Source organism: Krasilnikovia sp. MM14-A1259, assembly GCF_047159535.1.
Lineage (GTDB): Bacteria > Actinomycetota > Actinomycetes > Mycobacteriales > Micromonosporaceae > Actinoplanes.
Genome location: NZ_BAAGAJ010000002.1, coordinates 2,740,532 through 2,757,356, shown reverse-complemented (window position 1 = coordinate 2,757,356; position 16,825 = coordinate 2,740,532). Strand labels below are relative to the sequence as shown.

Sequence of the window (16,825 nt, the reverse complement as noted above, 5' to 3'; positions counted from 1 at the left end):
CGTGCGTCCATCCGTCATATCCCCTTGTCCTGCAGCCACATCTCGAGCAGCCCGAGCTGCCACAACTGGTTGGCCCCGAGCGTGGTGCGCGCGGTGTTCGGGTCGGCGAGAAGCGCGTCGACGTGCCCGGCGCGGAACAGTCCCCGGGACCGGGCCTCGGGCGCGTGCAGCGCGTCGCGTACCCGTTCCAGGATCGGTCCTTGCAGGTGCCGGATGGCCGGAACCGGAAAGTAGCCCTTGGGCCGGTCGATCACCTCGTCGGGCACGAGGCCGCGGGCGGCGTCCTTGAGCACGCCCTTGCCGCCCTGGGCCAGTTTGAGCTCCGGGGGGCACGCCGCAGCCAGTTCCACCAGCTCGTGGTCCAGGAACGGCACACGCGCCTCCAGCCCCCACGCCATCGTCATGTTGTCGACCCGCTTGACCGGGTCGTCGACCAGCATCACCTGCGAGTCCAGCCGCAACGCGGCATCCACCGTGGTGACCGCACCGGGGCGGGCGAAATGGGCCGCCACGAACTCGCGGCTCACGTCGGAGCCGGCCAGCCACTCCGGGGACAGCTGTCGGGCCAGTTCCGCGTGCGGCCGGTCGAAGAACTCCCGCGCGTACGCGTCGACGGCGCAGCCGCGCGACACCGGCAGCAGCGGCGGATACCAGCTGTACCCGGCGAAGATTTCGTCCGCGCCCTGACCCGACTGCACCACCTTGACCTGCGCGGACACGTCCTCACTGAGCAGGTTGAACGCGATGCAGTCGTGGCTGACCATCGGCTCGCTCATCGCCGCGACGGTGCGCTGCACCGCGGGCAGGAAGCGCCGCCGGTCGATGCGGATCTGCATGTGCTCGGTGCCGAACTTGCGGGCGACCAGGTCGGAGTACGCGAATTCGTCCCCGCTCTCCCCGCCCACGGCCTCGAAACCGATGCTGAATGTGGCCAGCCCGTGCTGCCCCTGCTCGGCCAGGAGCGCCACGATGTAGCTGGAGTCCAGGCCGCCGGAGAGCAGCACCCCGACCGGCACATCGGCGACCATCCGCCGCTGCACCGCGGTCCGCAGCGCATCGTGCACCTGCGCGGCCCATTCCGCGCGGTCCAGCCGGATCCGCTCGAACGCGGGCTGCCAGTACACCCGCTGCTCGGTGCTGCCGTCGGCGCGGATGATCCGGATCGTGGCGGGCGGCAGCTTGCGGACGCCGGTCAGGATCGTGCGCGGTGCCGGGACGACGGAATGGAACGTCATGTAGTGATGCAGTGCCAGCTTGTCCAATGTGGTGTCCACGTCGCCGGCGGCGAGCAGTGCGGGCAGCGTGGAGGCGAAGCGCAGCCGCCCCGGCGTCTCGGCCAGGTACAACGGCTTGATGCCCAGCCGGTCGCGGGCCAGCGTCACCGTTCCGGTGTCGTGCTCGACAATCGCGAACGCGAACATGCCGAGCAGGTGCCGGACGCAGTCGGCACCCCACCGGTGGTACGCCTTGAGGATCACCTCGGTGTCCGAGGTGGAGAAGAAGTGGTAGCCGTCGCCGCGTAGCCGGCGGCGCAGCTCCCGGTAGTTGTAAATGCAGCCGTTGAAGACCAGGGTGAGGCCGAGCTGTTCGTCGGTCATCGGCTGGGCACCGGTCTCGGACAGGTCGATGATCTTCAGGCGGCGGTGGCCGAACGCGACCGGTCCCCGCTGCCACACGCCCTCGCCGTCCGGGCCCCGGGACGCCAGGGCCGGCAGCATCCGGCGGACGGTGGCATCGTCCGCCGCGTGGCCGTCGAAGCGCAGTTCGCCGCCGATTCCACACATGTGTCTCCTCCTATCGCTGCAGCAGCCAGGTGTCCTTGGAGCCACCGCCGCGCGACGAGTTGACGATCATGCTGTCGGCGGGGGCGACCCGGGTCAGGGCGGCGGGCGCCACGACGGACTCGACGCCGGTGAACACAAATGCCCGCAGGTCGACATGGCGCGGCGCGAGCCCTTGCCCGTCGAACACGGGATGCGTGGACAGTTGCACGACCTCCTGCGCCACCCAGCGGTGCGGGGCCGCCAGGATCTGCCGGCGCACCGCGACGAGGTCCTCGGGGCCGGCGTGCGGGCCGATGACGATGCGGTCGCCGCCGTACCCGTCGACCGGCTTGCACACCAGCTCGGGCAGGCGCCGCAGCACCTCGGACCGTTGTTCCTCGATACCGCACAGGTACGTCGGCACGTCCCTCAGCAGCGGCCGCTCACTCAGGTAGTACTCGATGAGTTTCGGCACGTACGCGTACACGGCCTTGTCGTCGCCGATGCCGTTTCCGAGCGCGTTGGCCAGCACGACCGTGTTTCCGTGCACGGCGGCCATCAGGCCGGGGCCCAGCGGCATGCCGTCCGCGCCGGGGGAGTGGACCAGGCTGTCCTCGCCCATCCGCAGATAGATCACGTCGACGCGGTGGCGGTGGCCGTCCGCCAGGCGATGGACGATGCCGTCGTCGACGAGCAGGTCGGTGCCGCGCACCACCGGCACGCCCATCTCCTCGGCGAGCATCCGGTGCTCGAACCATGCCGAGTCCGCCGGTCCCTGACTGAGCAGCACCACCGCCGGGTCGTCGCCCGCGGCCGGGCTCGCGGCGTCGCGGAGCGCCCGCAACAGCAGTTTCGGTACGCCGTCCGGCGCGGCCAGGCCGGTGGGGCGGGGCAGCTCCGGAAGCACGGCGTCGGTGAGCCGCCGGTTCTGCATGGCGTAGGCGATGCCGGAGGGCACCCGCAGGTTGTCCTCCAGCACGCGCCAGGTGCCGACGGCGTCGCGTACCAGGTCGACGCCGGCCACGGTGGCGCGCACGCCGGGCCGGTGGACCAGGGCGCCGCTGGGGCGCAGCTCGGGGGAGCCGGTGATCACCCACGCGGGGACGACGCCGTCGGCGACCACGGCACGGTCGCCGTACACGTCGTCGACGAACGCGTTCAGCGCCCGGACCCGTTGCACCAGCCCGGCCCGCAGCCGTGTCCAGTCGCCCGCCGCCACGACCCGGGGCACCAGGTCGAACGGGAACAGGCGGGTTGCGGCCTCACCGGCCACACTGAACGTGACGCCCCGGGCGCGCTGCTCGTCGTCCTTGGCGTCCTCGCGGCGGCGCAGCCCCACCGGTCCGAGCGCGGACAGTGTGGCGAAGATGCCCTGATATCCCGGTGCCACGTCGCCGCGCGGGAACGCCTCATCGCCGATCGCCGCGTACGGGGTGAGCCCCGCGGGCAAGCTCTGCCCGCGCGGCCCGATCCCGGTGGCGCCACCGCGGGTGTCGGCGATCAGCAGATCGACCACATCGGACAGACGGCCGCGGCGGGCCATGGCGCGCCGTTGCCGCGCCGCGGAGCTGCCGCGGCTGAGCGTGGCGGCGGACAGGTCGAGGACCTGTTCCCAGTCGCCCAGTTCTTCCAGCCACGGGCGCAGGTCGGCGACGAGCCGTTGCACGGCGACGGCCGCGGGCACCGGGGCGGGGGAGCGGGGCAGGTCGAGCAAAGTGCCCTCCAGCCCGGAGCGGGCCGCCCGCCACATCGCGGCCCGGTGCAGCGGCGCCCGGATCCGGCCCGAGGGCTCCCCGGCCCGGTACTCGTGTCGCGCCCGCAGCACCAGCGCCCGGAACAGCCCGGCGAGCAACACCACGGTGTCGACGTCCGGGCTGGAGTCGGTGACCCGCAACTCGACGGTTGGCAGGTGGGCGGACGGGCGTACATCGAAATAGACCATCTTGGGGTCGGTGATCGTCCCTGACGTGATCAGGTCGGCGACCAGCGCGTCGTGCTCCGCAGCTGATGCCACACCGCCGCTGTCGCCGGCCGTGGGCCAGCGCATCCAGATCAGCGATCGGGTGCTCGCGTATCCGGAGTCCTCCAGCATCCAGTACGGCGAGCTGGCCGACAACGCCAGCAGCACCGGCAGCGCCGGGGTGACCAGTTGCGCCACGGCGACCGCCTCGTCGCGATCGGGGACTCCGACGTGCACCTGCGCACCGCAGATGAGTTGTTCCCGGACGAGGAGCTGATAGTCGTCGAGCATCCGGCGATATCGCGAGGTCGGGGTCACCGGCGGGCTGTCGAGATCGACCAGGGGTACGGTGCCCGCCGCCACCAGTCCCAGGCCCTGGGCCGTGGCGACGCCGATGGCCCGGCGGCGCAGCGCCACGATGCCCGTGCGCAGGTCGTCGAGCGTGCGCGCGATCGGGGTGTTCGTCTCGACGACCGAGCGGTGCAGCTCGGCGGAGTAGTGGTCCTGGTCGAGCCGGGCCAGCACCTCGGGCGCGCGGGGCACCAGTTCGCGGGTGCGCAGGTCGACGACGTGCAGTTCCTCCTCGACGCCGAGGGTGAGGTCCGCACGGGCAGGGTCGGGGGCGCCGCCTGTGGTGACGCTCAGAGACTCCGTCATACGTTCCCCGCCTTCGTCGTCCGGCCCGCGCAGCCGCTCCTACCGGGAGCGTGGCTACCTCGTATGCCGAACATGTGACGTGCCCATTTCCGCCGTGCTCCAAGCTCGCCGATCGCGGCGGCAGGGGCGTTGACGGACGAATGCGCCGGCCCGGGAAAGCACAACGCCGGCCGGGGAACGAATCCCCGGCCGGCGTTGCTGCTGGCTGGTGTCCTACTTGGAGGTGCCCAGGCGGGTGATCGCCTCCGTGTCGTCCTTGCGGACCGCGGCGAACAGCTCCTTGGCCTTGGCCTTGTCCGGCAGGACGACGCTCTGGGTGCCGATCATGCCGGTGCCCTTGGTGGGGCTGGTGTAGAAGTTGAGGTTCTCACTGCGCAGGTGACGCAGCTGGGTGGCCATGTCGATCAGGTTGAGGTCCTTGTCGACGCTCACGGTGTTCGTCGTGGCCTTGAGGAAGTCGTTGAGCTTGGTCGGGCTCGACAGCATGCCGCCGGACGAGGCCTTGTTGAGGATGGCCTTGATGACCTGCTGCTGGTGGCGGATGCGGGCGAAGTCGCCGTCCTTGAACGAGTACCGCTCGCGGGCGTAGTCCAGTGCGGCGGCGCCGTCCAGCGTCTGCGGGCCCTTCTCGAAGTGCCGCTCGTGGTTGGCGTTCAGCGAGTGGGTGGAGGTGAACGTCGCTTCCACGTCGACGTTGATGCCGCCGAGGGCGTCCACGATCTCCTTGAATCCGGCGAAGTCCACGAGCGCAACGTGGTCGATCCGCACCCCGGTGTAACCCTCGACGGTCTGCACCATCAACGGAACGCCACCCCAGGCGAACGATGCGTTGATCTTCGAGTCGACGCCGCCGTGCTGGCCGTTCGCCGCCCGGGGGATGAACGTCCAGGTGTCACGCGGGATGGAGATGAGCTGCGCGGCCGACTTGTCCTTGTTCAGGTGCAGGACGATGATCGTGTCGCTGCGCGAGCCTCCGTTGTTCTCCGGGTCGCGCGAGTCGCTGCCCAGCAGCAGGAAGTTCTGCGCGCCCCCGGCCGCCGCCTCCTTCTGCGGGCGGCTGGACTCGGGCACCTGGTCGAACGCGTTGACCCGCTGGACGTTTCCTTCCACGTTGTGCAGATAGATGCCCGCCGACATCAGACCGACGCCGAGCAGAATCAGCGGCACGAGGATGAGGCTGAGGATGAGCTTCGCGCGGCGGCTCATGCGCTTCTTGGTTTTGGGCGCGACGTGCTTGCCCGGGGGGATCTCCTCGAAGTCGCCGAGTGGTCCCATCACCTGGGTGGCGTCGCGGTCATGAAGCTGCTGTCCGGTGCGCATGGCGGCGATGGTATCGATGCACGCAAGCGTGCGTCGCCCCGTCGTCTGTATTGTCTGAGTTCGAGAGATGAGGTGTGATCAATCGCACTCGGATCGATACCAGTGGCAATTGCCAGGCTGGTAGCCGGATGCCCGAATTGACCGCCTCGACAAATCTGCTGATGAGGACGAAACCCACCTGCATCCGGCATGGATCCGCAAGTCGGGTCGCCGGTCACGCTCTGGCGCGGATTGACAGCGACCTTTATCATTCGGCCTCGATTGCGGCAGAGAGTCGCGTCGTGGCACGGGGACAAGTGATGGCACAGACGGATTCCAGGCTTCCCGATCCCGCACAGGGACGGGCGTCGGTTGGTCCGCTGTCTCGCGCGTCGAACGGCGGGCCGCAGCCGCGGCCGGACGGACAGTTCGACTGGTGGGCACCGGGCGACCTCGACGAACCCATTCAGGCGCCGCGCAAAGGCCCGGAGACCCGCAAAGGCGCCGGTCACCGCAAGGGCGCCGAGCAGCGCAAGAGCGCCGACCAGCGGGGCCTGCCGCGGCAGCGCACCAGCCCGGAGGCCGGCGCGAGCGCGGAGCCGCGCGAAAGCGCGGGGCCGAGACGCGCGGAGGAGCCGCCAACCGAGCGGATCCTCATCGAGGGCAGCTCCCGCTCGACCGTGGTCCTGCCGTACATCCCGTCCGAGGCCGCGGCCCGCACCCGCCCGCTGCGGGCCTGGATGCTCGCGCTGCCGATCGACCTGGTCGCGCTGCTCGCCCCCATCACGTGGAGCCAGCAGTACTGGAAGGCGTCGACCGCGATGGCCTTCGTGGCGGTCGGCGCGTTCGCCGTCGGCGGGCTGTACCGGGCGCGCCGGCACCTCAGCGTGCTCGACGAGCTCCCCGCGGTGTATTTCCGGTTCCTGGCCGCCACCGCGGCCGTGGCGATCGCGGTGGCCAGCCGGCACGACTCGTTCAACTACATCGAGGGCTTCCTGCGGCTGGCCGCGGTCTCCGCGGCGCTGCTGCTCCCGGCCCGTGCGGTCAGCCGCATGGCCGTGGTGATCGCCCGCCGCCGGCGCTGGGTGGAGCACGGCGCCATCATCGTGGGCGGCGGCCCGGTGGCCATCGAGCTGGCCCGGCTGCTGCGCCGCTACCCCCAGTACGGCCTGCGCTTCGTCGGATTCGTCGACGTCCCGTCCACGGCGCACACCAAGCGGGAGAGTTCGCCGCTGGTCGGTCACCTGGAGGACCTGGAGGATCTGGTCCGCTACACGGACACCGAAGTGGTGATCATCGCGGACATCGACTGCTCGGAGAATCGCCTGCTGCGCGCCGTGCGGGCGCCCGGACTGGCCGAGACCGACCTGTGGATGGTGCCGCGGCTGCGGGAGTTCCCCGGCACGGTCGGCACGCCCGACCACATCGGCGCCATCCCGGTGGCCCCGCTGCGCCAGCCCACGCTCTCCGGTCCGAAGTGGGCGGTCAAGCGCAGTTCCGACGTGATCTTCGCGTCGATCGCGCTGCTGTTGCTCTCCCCGGTCCTGCTGTGCTGCGCGATCGGCACGTACTTCGAGGGCGGCAAGGGCATCATCTTCCGCCAGCAGCGGATCGGCCGCTACGGCAAGCCGTTCGACGTCATGAAGTTCCGGTCGATGCGCCCGGCCGACGACAACGAGTCGCAGACCAACTGGAACATCGGGCACGACCCCCGGGTCGGTCCCTTCGGCAAGTTCATGCGGCGCACCTCGCTGGACGAGCTGCCCCAGCTGTGGAACATCCTGCGTGGTGACATGACCGTGGTCGGCCCGCGTCCGGAACGCCCGTACTTCGTCGACCGCTTCTCGGTCGACTACCCGGAGTACGCGATGCGTCACCGGGTGCCGGTCGGCCTGACCGGGCTGGCCCAGGTCAGCGGTCTGCGGGGGGACACCCCGATCTCCGACCGTGCCCGGTTCGACAACTACTACATCGAGAACTGGTCGCTCTGGCTCGACGTCAAGGTCATCCTGCGCACGGTGGGCGAAGTGTTCCGCGGTGGCGGCCGCTGACGGTTTCCGCCGCGTACCGGCAATTGCGCTGGGTGACTGCAGAACCACCGGAATGTGACCGGGTTGACAGCATCGACGTAAACCGCCTTAATTGTCACTCCATCGAGCGAGCGGACGGCACACTCGCGCGACAGATACGGGGAAAGATGCGATCCGAACAGCCATGCCGTGAGACGAGTGGTACGGCGTGACCCAGCTCGACTCGGCGACCGCACCACTCCCACGGCTTCCGCTGCTGGCAGACCGTTCGGTGGCCCTGGTACACGAGTGGTTCGGCGCCACCGGCGGCTCCGAGGCCGTCTTCCTGGCCATCGCCGACCTGATGCCCCACGCGCAGCGTCTGGTCCTGTGGGCCGACGAAGGAGTGCCCACCGACCAGCTGCGGCTGAGCCAGTCGTGGATGTCGCGTACGCCGCTCAAGCGCAGCAAGGCCCTCGCGTTGCCCGCCATGCCCCTGGTCTGGCGCACGCTGAGCAAAGAGACATTCGACGTGGTCGTCTCGTCGAGTCACGCGTTCGCGCACACCGTGAAGCTGGGCGATCCTGACCGCACCCGGCACCTCAGCTACATCCACTCGCCCGCGCGCTACGTGTGGAGCCCCGACTTCGACGGCCGCGGCTCGCACCCCGCGCTCAAGGTGCCGCGCAAGATGCTGCAGCGGGCCGACATCAAGCTGAGCCGGCACGTGCACGCGTACGCGGCGAACTCGATCGAGGTGCAGGGCCGGATCAAGCGGTTCTGGAACCGCGACGCGGTGGTCATCAACCCGCCGGTCGACACGTACTACTTCGCGGACGCGCCGCAGGCCGACCAGTACCAGTCGCGCGACTACCTGCTCGGCATCGGGCGCTGGATCCCGTACAAGAACTTCGATCTGATGATCGAGATCGCGGACGCGGCGGGCCTGCCCCTGGTGATCGCCGGGTCCGGGCCCGAGGAGGACCGGCTGCGGCGCCTCGCCGCCGGCAAGCGGGTGCCCATCCACTTCGAGGTACGGCCGGAACGCGACCGGCTCCGCCAGCTCTACTGGGGTGCCCGCGCGCTGCTGTTCCCCGCCCACGAGGACTTCGGCATCATCCCGGTCGAGGCGCAGGCCTGCGGCACTCCCGTGATCGGCCTGCGTCGCGGCGGTCTACTGGAGACGGTCGTGGACGGCGAGACCGGCTTCCTGCTCGACACCCGCGACCCCGGCCAGTACGCGGCCGCGGTCCACCGGCTCGGGGAGCTGTCGGCGCACCACATCCGGCGGCACGCGGGCGGCTTCTCGGCCGACCGGTTCGCCGACCGGATGGCACGATGGATCGACCATGCGGCCCGCTGACCGGCCCCGCACGGGCGGAGGAGCGCGGTGAGCACCACGATCGTCGACTGCAGCGGCGTCGGCGCGGGTGGCATCACCCGCGTCCTGACCGAGCTGGTCCGGTACTGGCCGTCCGGTGCGCCGCTGCGGATCGTCGCGGCGCCCGCGGGCTGGACGGCCCCGCAGGACCGCTCCGCCGAGGTGACCGTGGTCAGCTCGCAGGACCACGGCCGCGTCGGCACGATCGCCGCGGCCACCGAGGCGCTGCGCCGGGCCACCGGCCGTGGCGCGGAGGACGCCCGGGTGCTGTCCCTGAGCCCGTCGCTGGCCATCCGCGGCAGCCGGCTGCCGGTCACCACGATGGTCCACGACCTGGCGTTCAAGCTGTGGCCGCACGACCTGTCGGCGTCGGTGAAGCAGTACCGGCGGCTCAGCTACGGCACCGCGATCGGGCGCTCCGAACGGCTCATCTGCGTGAGCGCACGCACCCGGCACGACCTGCTCGGCATCTACAACGTGCCGTACGCGCGCACGTCGGTGTGGCACCCGGGCAGCGACCTGAGCGAGGCGCCGGGCGCGCTGCCCGTGCCGCTGTCCGAGATCCGGTACGCCGGAGGCCGCTACCTGGTGGTCGCCGGGCACGCGGCACACAAGGGCGTCGAGCTCGCGATCGAGGCGGTCGCCCAGCTCGACTCGTACCACCTCGTGGTCCTGACGGGCGGGCACCCGGCCGAGGAGTTCCGGCGCGCGGCGGCGCAGTCCGCGGCGGCGCCGCGAGTGCTGTTCCTGGACCGCCTCGACGACGCCGAGTACGCGGCCACCGTCGCCGGCGCGGCCGCGTTCCTCATGCCGAGTCACTTCGAGGGGTACGGGCTGCCCGCGGCCGAGGCGCTGCGGTTGGGCACCCCCACGGTCATCTCACCGGACCCGGCGCTGCTGGAGGCCACCGGCGGGGCGGCCGTGCGGATGGACAGCTGGACCGGTGACGCGATGGTGCGTGCGCTGCGCCAGGTGGAGAGCGGGCACCTCCCGACGGCCACGGCCGAGCTGGGCGGACGCTCGTGGCGGGCGGCGACCGAGCACCTGGTCGCGCTGCTGGCCGCAGAACCGGCCGCGGCAGATGCTGCCGCGGCGCGTGGGGGAGGCTGACGTGCGGATCGCCATGGTGCATTCGTCCTTTGCCATCCGGGGCGGCGCCGAGCAGTACGTCCGTGACCTGACCCGTGCGTTGTCGGCGCGCGGGCACGACGTGCGGATCTTCAGCCGCGACTCCGAGCAGGCCGAATCCGCCGATCAGGCCGTCGGCCGGCGCATGAGTGAGCGGATCGGCGCCCGCTCCGGCGCGCTGCGCAAGGTGTTCACGCATCTCGGCGACGTGGCCGACCCGACCGGCCTGGGCCTGTCGGACATCCAGGGTTTCGCGCCCGACATGGTGCACGTGCACAACTGGCAGGGCCTGGGCGTGCTGCCGCTGGCCCGGCTGGCCCGCGCGTACCCGATCTGTCACACAGTGCACGACTACGCAATCGCGGACCCGAACAACGCGCTGGGCAACCGCGGCCGCTCGGCCGCCCTGGACACCGCGCTGCAACTGCGGTCGGCCTGGCTGGTCAGCCAGTTGCGCCGGGTCACGCTGCTGTGGCCGGCCGCGCGTACCCGGGAGATCGTGGAACGGCATGTGCCCGCCGCCGGGCGGCTGCCCGGCCGGGTGGTGCCGCTGGCGGTGCCCGAGGACGGCCCGCGGCCGGTCTGGCGCCGCGGCCACACCGACACGTTCCTGTTCCTCGGCGCGCTCAGCCCGCACAAGGGCGTCGACATGCTGCTCGACGCGTGGCGCCTGGCCGGTGTCCGCGGCCGGCTGCTGGTGGCCGGCGACGGCGCACTGCGCGACCGGCTCGCCGCCGAAGCCCGCGACGTGCCCGGGATCAAGCCACTCGGGTTCCTGGACGCCGCCGGCAAGGAGGCCGCGTTCCAGGAGGCCGGCTGGCTGGTCTTCCCGAGCCAGTGGGCGGAGAACTTCCCGATCTCCTGCGTGGAGGCGTTGCGCGCGGGCCGGCCCATCGTGGCGAGCACGGTCGCCCGGCCGCCGATGGCCTCGGACGCCGCACTGCTCACGTTCGAGGGCCGTGACCAGCTCGTCGCGGCGCTGCGCCGGGCCGCCAGCATGACCGCGCCGGAGTACGACCGGATGGCCGCCGCCGCCGCGGCCGACGGGGAGGCCCTGAACTGGGACCGGCACGTCGACGCGATCGTCGACACGTACGAGGCGGTGCGGGCGGACCGCCGTTCGGTCGCCGGGCCGCAGGCCCGGCCCTGATGGCGGACGACGGCAATCTCGGGCTGCTGCGGTCGGAACGTCTGCGACCGTGGTGGGTCAGCCGTACCCGGGGAGCGCGGATCGCGCTGCTGTGGGGCGGCGCGGCCCTGCTCGCTGGTGCCGAGGTGGTCAGCCTGGCTGCAGGGTTGCACCCGGCCCTGCCGTTTGTGGTGGCCTTCCTGCTGTTCGTGGCACTCCGGCCGTTCCCCGGCGCGGTGTTCGCGGCGACGGTGTTCTTCGCTCCGCTCGGGTTGTGGCTGCTCGGCGTGCAACGGCTGGTCGGCGACGCCTTCGGTGGCCATGACTACGTGCTCAGCCTGTCCGCGTCGGTGGTCTGCTGCACCCTGCTGCTGGTGACGCTGATCCGCCGGCGGCCCACCCAGCGGCAGCTCACGGTCGCGGTGGTCGCCGCCGCCATCTTCGCGATCTGGATACCCATCGGCGTGGCCCACCACGGCGTCTCGCAGACCCTGGTCGGGGTCCGGCTCATGGTGCTTCCGGTCGTCATGCTCGTGGTGGTACTCGGGCTCAGCGTGCGCGAGCTGCACCTCCTGATCAGCGTCACCGCCTGGCTGGTGATCGCAAACGCGGTCGCCGCGGTGGCCGAGTACATCATCGGTCCGACCCGCCTGCTCGCGTACGGCTTCGAGCCGGACCGGGCGATCCGCTACATCGGTTCCACGTTCCGGGCGCCCGGTCTCACCGAGGTCAACGCTGCACTGGGCCTGCTCTGCGGCGCGTACCTGCTCGGTTACGCCGCCCTGTGGCTGGTCCGTGACCTGCGGCCGAACCGGCTGCTGTGGCATGTCGCCGGCGGGGCCGCCGCGGTCGGGCTGGTGCTGAGCACCAGCCGTACGGGTGCGCTGCTGCTGGTCGGCGGCATGGTCGTGGCCATCGTCCTGAACCGTGGCGGCGGCCCAGCAGCACGTAAGCGGGCGCGCTGGATCGGCGTGGCCGTGGTGGCGGTGGTGCTGGGTGGCTTCGCGGCGCTGGGTGTGACCGGCTCGACCAGTACGTTCGAGCGGTTCACGATCTGGGGCCGCCTGCTGCGTTCGGGCGCACCCTGGTACGGCAACGGGATGGGCTCCGTGGGCGCCGCCACGAACTCGCGCGCCTCCAGCTCGGCGCAGGTTTTCGTGGACAACTACTTCGTGAGCGTTTCCCTGCAGCTCGGCATCCCGGTGCTGGTGACGGTGCTGGCGCTGGTGTGCTGGGGGCTCTACCGGCTGTCCCGTGGCTCGTCGCGGCACCCGGAGTACGCCGTCCACCTGGCCGTGCTTGCGGGCCTGGCCAGCGGCTGCGTGATGATCGAGGTCTGGGAGTACGCGACCGCGATGCTCTGTCTCGTCACGTTCGTCGCGTTCGCCGTGCGTGCCGGTTCGCTGTCCGGACCGCCGGAGACCGGGCCGGACGGCGACGAACCGGGCTCGGAGGTTCTGGCCGAGACCGTGCGCCTGCAACCCGGGGCGGCAGCCGAGACCGTGCGCCTGCAGCTCGACCTGTCCGGCGAGACCGTGGTGATGAACCGGCCGGGCATCGACGACACCGTCATCTTGAACAAACCCGGCCCGTTCCCGGACCGGGACACGCGGAAGCACCCGGAGCGATACCGCCGATGAACACCCTCCTCCGCGCCGCGGGCAAACTTCAAGGCTCGCAGCTGTCGGTGCAAGCGCTGAGCCGCCTGGCCAGCGTCGGCCTGTTCCTGTTGGCGTCGTGGGCGGACGGTACGCGGTTGCCGCTGGTCGCCTTGCAGGGCGCGTTGCTGGCGCTCCCGTTCGCGCTGATGGAGTCGTTGATCGGCAGGCCCATCTCGGCGGGACTGCTACCGGCGAACTGGGACATGGAGTCGTGGGCCCGCCGTACCGCGGCGGTCAGCATCCTGCCGGTGGCGGTGGTCGGCTGCGTGTCGGCGGCGGTGGCGTTGCCCGGTGCGAGCTGGCCGGACCGTCTGCTGATGCTCACTCCGGTCCTGCTGCAGCTGCCGTTGGAGGCCGCGTTCTGGGCGAAGGCGCGGACGGAGAGCACCAGCCGGGCCAACCTGATCCCCCAGGTGGTGGCGATCGGCACGCTCGTGTGTGGCGCCGCGTTCGCCGTTGCCGGGCTGCGGGTGGACGTCGCCGCGGTGCCCGGCCAAGTGGCCGTGCTGGCGTGGCTGCTGCTGCGCCGCGCGCCGTTGGCGCCGGGCACGATCCGACCCGGCTACCGGGCCGGGTTCCGGGTGGGCGCCGCGTACTTCGTCACCGCGTCGGTGGACCTCACGTACTCCGTGGCGCTGCCGTCGGTCGCCGGGGCCCTGGCCGGACCGACCGCGGTGATCGTGCTGCGCGCGATGGAGCTGGCGTTCGGGCCGTTCCACGTGACGCTGTCGGCCACCACCCGCGACGACGTCGTCATGGGCCGCAAGGCCCGCTGGATCAACCCCACACGCGTGCTCACCGTGGGCGGCTGGGCGGTGGTGTCGGTCATCGTCATGTTCAGCCCCTGGGTACGCGGGCTGCTCGCGGCGGATCTGCGGGCGCTGGGACTCGTCGCGCTGGCCGCGTTCTGTGCCTACAAGGGCCTGCTGATGTTCTCCACGTGGCTGTCCATCCGGCACATGATCTGGGCCACGCCCGGCCGGTACCTGGTGTCCGGCGTGGGTTCGCGGGTGATCGCCCTGGCCGGCCTGGCGGTCTCGGTGGCCTGGGTGGACCGGGTGCCGGAGTTGTTCGTGCAGCTGCTGATCTGTGAGGCGCTCGTGGTGGCCTGGTTCGCCTACCGGATCGCCCGCACGCCTCATACGCCCGACCCGGCGGCCGCCCCGAAGGATGTCGTGGCCGAGAGTGGCGACCTGGTGGCGCAGGGGTAAGGCGGCGTTATTCGGCCGCCAGGACCCGGACCACGCCGTTCGGGAACTGGGCGCACAGCTGCGTGTTGCCACCCACGGTACGGGCGAAGACGCGCACCGAATCCGGGCCGGGTGCCCCCGGAACGTCCTGTGAGCGAAGTTCGAAGGCGGGGCTCACCACGTAGTTCTTTCCCGCGTCCGCCACGCCCTCGACGACGTCGACCCGGCTGGTCGGGTGCGGTGAGCCGATCCAGCCCGCGCCGCTGCCGTCGACGTACCGGCCGTTGATGTGCACGCCGGGCTGGGTGAGCTGGGCGCGGATGCTGGACTGGCCCGAGTCGGCGCCGAAGTCGATGGCCGCGGTGGCACAGTTGGAGATCTTCGTGTCGATGACGCAGCCGCTCGGCTCGTTCGCGGCGGGGCCGGGCACGAACTGCACCCCGATCTCGCGCCGATGGCCGGTGTGGTTGGCGCCGAGCACGAACCCGCCGACCCAGCGGCAGCCGTGGCGGAAGATCCGTACGCCGACCCCGCCGTTGATGTCGGCGTAGCAGTTCACACAACCGATGGACAGCGCCGCCAGGTGGAACGCGACGGCCTGGCGGATGCCCCAGCCGTGGCAGTTGATCATCTGGGAGCCGTGGCTCTGCCCGGCCATCCGGAAGCCGACACCGCTGTTCTCGAACGACACGCAGTTGACGAACATCGAGTCGTGTGGGCCGTTGAAGTTGAGGCCGTCGCCCTCGTTGTCGTGCGAACGGACCGCGGTCAGCCGGGCTTCCATCTGGTGTGACGGGCTGGGCAGCGCCGCCGACGCGCTCCACTCGCTGTAGAGGCCGTCCTGCCGGCAGTTGAAGATGATGACCTCGGACAGCTCGTATCCGTAGCCGTAGACCCGGATCCCGTACCCGCCGTCGGGGTTCTCGTCCTTGTTCCCGTCGAGGGTGAGGTCGCGCACGCTGAAGTGCCCGATACCGGCGTTTTTGTCGGTGCCGGTGAGCTCGCTGAACCGGTCCGACTCCAGGATCGCCTTGTTCGCGCCCTTGTGCAGCTTGAGCGTCGTGGTGTCGCCGCCGGCGCCGCGCAGGTGCACCCTCGAATACAGCCGCAGCCCGCGGGTCAGGTAGACGCCCGGCGGCAGGTAGACGACACCGCCGGTGTCCTTGACCGCGTCGATGGCGCGCTGCAGGGCTTCGGTGTCGTCGGTCCGGCCGTCGCCGGTCGCGCCCAGCTTGCGGACGTCCGACGTCGCCTCGCCCGTGGGTGGCGAGCCGGTGCCGGCGTAGTAGCCCGTGGTGGCGCCGGTGACGCCCGCGCCGAGCAGCAGGGCGCCGCCGCCGGTGAGCATGGCGCGCCGGGACGGCGAAGCGGGAACGGCGCCGGTGGGACGGCGCCGACGATCCCACCACCGGCGTCCGGCGTCGATGGCGGTGGTCAGCAGCGTCACGCCAGGAAGGCTAGCCGAACCGGCGACTGCCGTCTGGTTGACCCGATGCCGACCGGTTTCTGGATCGTTCACCCACCCGGTCAGCTGTGCCGCTGCCAGAGGTCGCGTAGCGGCTCCCACTTGCCGCCGAAGTCCTCCTCGCAGTACGACTCGACGACCTCGATCGCCAGCGGGGCGTCGTCACGCTCCCAGGACATGCCGCACACCGAACGGCCGTCGCCGGCCCGGAATGCGTACTCGATCACCTTGCCCGGCGCGCCCGTGACGCCGCCGTTGATCCGGGCGGGGTCGTGCACGCCCGGGGCGATCGCGTCGGAGTTGATGTTCATCTGCTGGCGGTACAGGCGGGAGGCGTTCTTGGCATCGGCGTTCTTGTAGACCACGAACTGCACACCGACAGAGCCGTACTTGCAGGTGACGTGGCGGGTCTCGTCGTTGCCGAGGGGAGGGGCGCCCTTGTCCGTGTTCGCCATGCAGGCGCCGAGTGTCGAGTTCAGCCACGGCTGGGCGAGCCCGGCCAGCTCGTTGTTGAGCTTCGTCTTGTTCACCGACGCGAGCTGGGCGTCGTAGAGCCCGGTCGCGGCGGGCGGCGCCGGATCCGGGTCCTTGTCCTTCTTAACGCCGCCCCCGGTGGCGGCACCGAGGAAGTAGCCGCCTGCGCCGGCGGCCAGCACGGCGACCGTGAGGCCCGCGATCCACGGGAGCAGCGGACTGCGCTGCTTGCGCGGCGTCGGCGTGATGCGCGGCTGATTCTGCGCCATCGGCTCGCTCGGGTACGGCGATGCGGGCGCGTCCCAGCCGGCCCCCGACTGGGGCTGTGTCGACCATGCCGCGCCGGACTGCGGCTGCACGGGTGGCACGTCCCACTGCTGCGGCTGCCCGCTCGACCAACCGCCCTGAGCGGGCGGCCCGGACACGGTGGGGCTCCATTGCTGGTGCATGCCGGAGTTGGCGGCCCAACCCGTCGGTGGCGCGCTCTCCGGTGCCGGCTGGATGCCGTCGGGTGCGGGCCACGCGTCCTGACTGTGGTGCAGCGCGCTGGGGGTCGACTCTTCACTCACGACGCGCACGGTAGCAGTATGAAGCGGTGCGTATCAGCCCGGAATCGCGACAGTTAGTACCGTCTCACTGGCGCTGACCCGCCTGATCCGGACGACTCCGGGCGCGAATGCCCCGCCACGGGACCAATCGACATCCTTGG

The 16,825-nt window shown here is 71.1% G+C and carries 11 protein-coding genes; 6 read left to right on the top strand and 5 right to left on the bottom strand.

What is annotated here, in order from left to right:
• Positions 1-14 precede the first annotated feature (14 nt).
• The 3 genes from ACMCNK_RS12160 to ACMCNK_RS12150 all read right to left on the bottom strand — a co-directional run bounded on the left by ACMCNK_RS12160 (position 15) and on the right by ACMCNK_RS12150 (position 5,700).
• Entirely contained in the window at positions 15-1,784 is a 1,770-nt protein-coding gene (locus tag ACMCNK_RS12160) for an N-acetylglutaminylglutamine amidotransferase (protein WP_412736509.1), read from the bottom strand.
• Between the two features lie 10 nt (positions 1,785-1,794).
• Complete coding sequence (locus ACMCNK_RS12155) at positions 1,795-4,380, bottom strand: glutamate--cysteine ligase (protein ID WP_412736508.1); 2,586 nt, start codon at positions 4,378-4,380, stop codon at positions 1,795-1,797.
• Between the two features lie 213 nt (positions 4,381-4,593).
• A complete protein-coding gene (locus tag ACMCNK_RS12150) occupies positions 4,594-5,700 on the bottom strand; it encodes an LCP family protein (RefSeq protein WP_412736507.1) in 1,107 nt (368 codons plus the stop codon).
• Positions 5,701-5,999: 299 nt separating this feature from the next.
• On the opposite strand from ACMCNK_RS12150, the gene ACMCNK_RS12145 reads away from it, so the two are divergent.
• The 6 genes from ACMCNK_RS12145 to ACMCNK_RS12120 all read left to right on the top strand — a co-directional run bounded on the left by ACMCNK_RS12145 (position 6,000) and on the right by ACMCNK_RS12120 (position 14,198).
• Positions 6,000-7,730: a sugar transferase gene (locus ACMCNK_RS12145; RefSeq protein ID WP_412736506.1), complete on the top strand. Its 1,731-nt coding sequence runs from the start codon at positions 6,000-6,002 to the stop codon at positions 7,728-7,730.
• A gap of 187 nt (positions 7,731-7,917) precedes the next feature.
• A complete protein-coding gene (locus tag ACMCNK_RS12140) occupies positions 7,918-9,051 on the top strand; it encodes a glycosyltransferase (protein ID WP_412736505.1) in 1,134 nt (377 codons plus the stop codon).
• Between the two features lie 27 nt (positions 9,052-9,078).
• Positions 9,079-10,179: a glycosyltransferase gene (locus ACMCNK_RS12135; protein WP_412736504.1), complete on the top strand. Its 1,101-nt coding sequence runs from the start codon at positions 9,079-9,081 to the stop codon at positions 10,177-10,179.
• 1 nt (position 10,180) lies between these two features.
• On the top strand, positions 10,181-11,347 hold the full coding sequence (locus ACMCNK_RS12130) for a glycosyltransferase family 4 protein (RefSeq protein WP_412736503.1): 1,167 nt from the start codon (positions 10,181-10,183) through the stop codon (positions 11,345-11,347).
• Positions 11,347-12,966 carry an O-antigen ligase family protein gene (locus ACMCNK_RS12125; protein WP_412736502.1) on the top strand — a complete coding sequence of 540 codons (1,620 nt, stop codon included), beginning with the start codon at positions 11,347-11,349 and terminating at the stop codon, positions 12,964-12,966. Before ACMCNK_RS12130 ends, ACMCNK_RS12125 begins: the two co-directional genes overlap by 1 nt.
• Positions 12,963-14,198, top strand: coding sequence for a hypothetical protein (locus ACMCNK_RS12120; RefSeq protein WP_412736501.1), 1,236 nt, complete (start codon positions 12,963-12,965; stop codon positions 14,196-14,198). Before ACMCNK_RS12125 ends, ACMCNK_RS12120 begins: the two co-directional genes overlap by 4 nt.
• A 7-nt stretch (positions 14,199-14,205) precedes the next feature.
• On the opposite strand, the gene ACMCNK_RS12115 is transcribed toward ACMCNK_RS12120, so the two are convergent.
• Together ACMCNK_RS12115 and ACMCNK_RS12110 are read right to left on the bottom strand one after the other, a co-directional pair.
• Complete coding sequence (locus ACMCNK_RS12115; protein ID WP_412736500.1) at positions 14,206-15,624, bottom strand: glycosyl hydrolase family 28-related protein; 1,419 nt, start codon at positions 15,622-15,624, stop codon at positions 14,206-14,208.
• Positions 15,625-15,704: 80 nt separating this feature from the next.
• Complete coding sequence (locus tag ACMCNK_RS12110; RefSeq protein WP_412736499.1) at positions 15,705-16,685, bottom strand: hypothetical protein; 981 nt, start codon at positions 16,683-16,685, stop codon at positions 15,705-15,707.
• Between the last annotated feature and the right edge of the window lie 140 nt (positions 16,686-16,825).

Bases quoted from the DNA above. Each gene is read 5' to 3' on its own strand.
- ACMCNK_RS12125 (WP_412736502.1), top strand. From the start codon at position 11,347: ATGGCGGACGACGGCAATCTCGGGCTGCTGCGGTCGGAACGTCTGCGA.
- ACMCNK_RS12120 (WP_412736501.1), top strand. From the start codon at position 12,963: ATGAACACCCTCCTCCGCGCCGCGGGCAAACTTCAAGGCTCGCAGCTG.
- ACMCNK_RS12160 (WP_412736509.1), bottom strand. From the start codon at position 1,784: ATGTGTGGAATCGGCGGCGAACTGCGCTTCGACGGCCACGCGGCGGAC.
- ACMCNK_RS12155 (WP_412736508.1), bottom strand. From the start codon at position 4,380: ATGACGGAGTCTCTGAGCGTCACCACAGGCGGCGCCCCCGACCCTGCC.
- ACMCNK_RS12145 (WP_412736506.1), top strand. From the start codon at position 6,000: ATGGCACAGACGGATTCCAGGCTTCCCGATCCCGCACAGGGACGGGCG.
- ACMCNK_RS12150 (WP_412736507.1), bottom strand. From the start codon at position 5,700: ATGCGCACCGGACAGCAGCTTCATGACCGCGACGCCACCCAGGTGATG.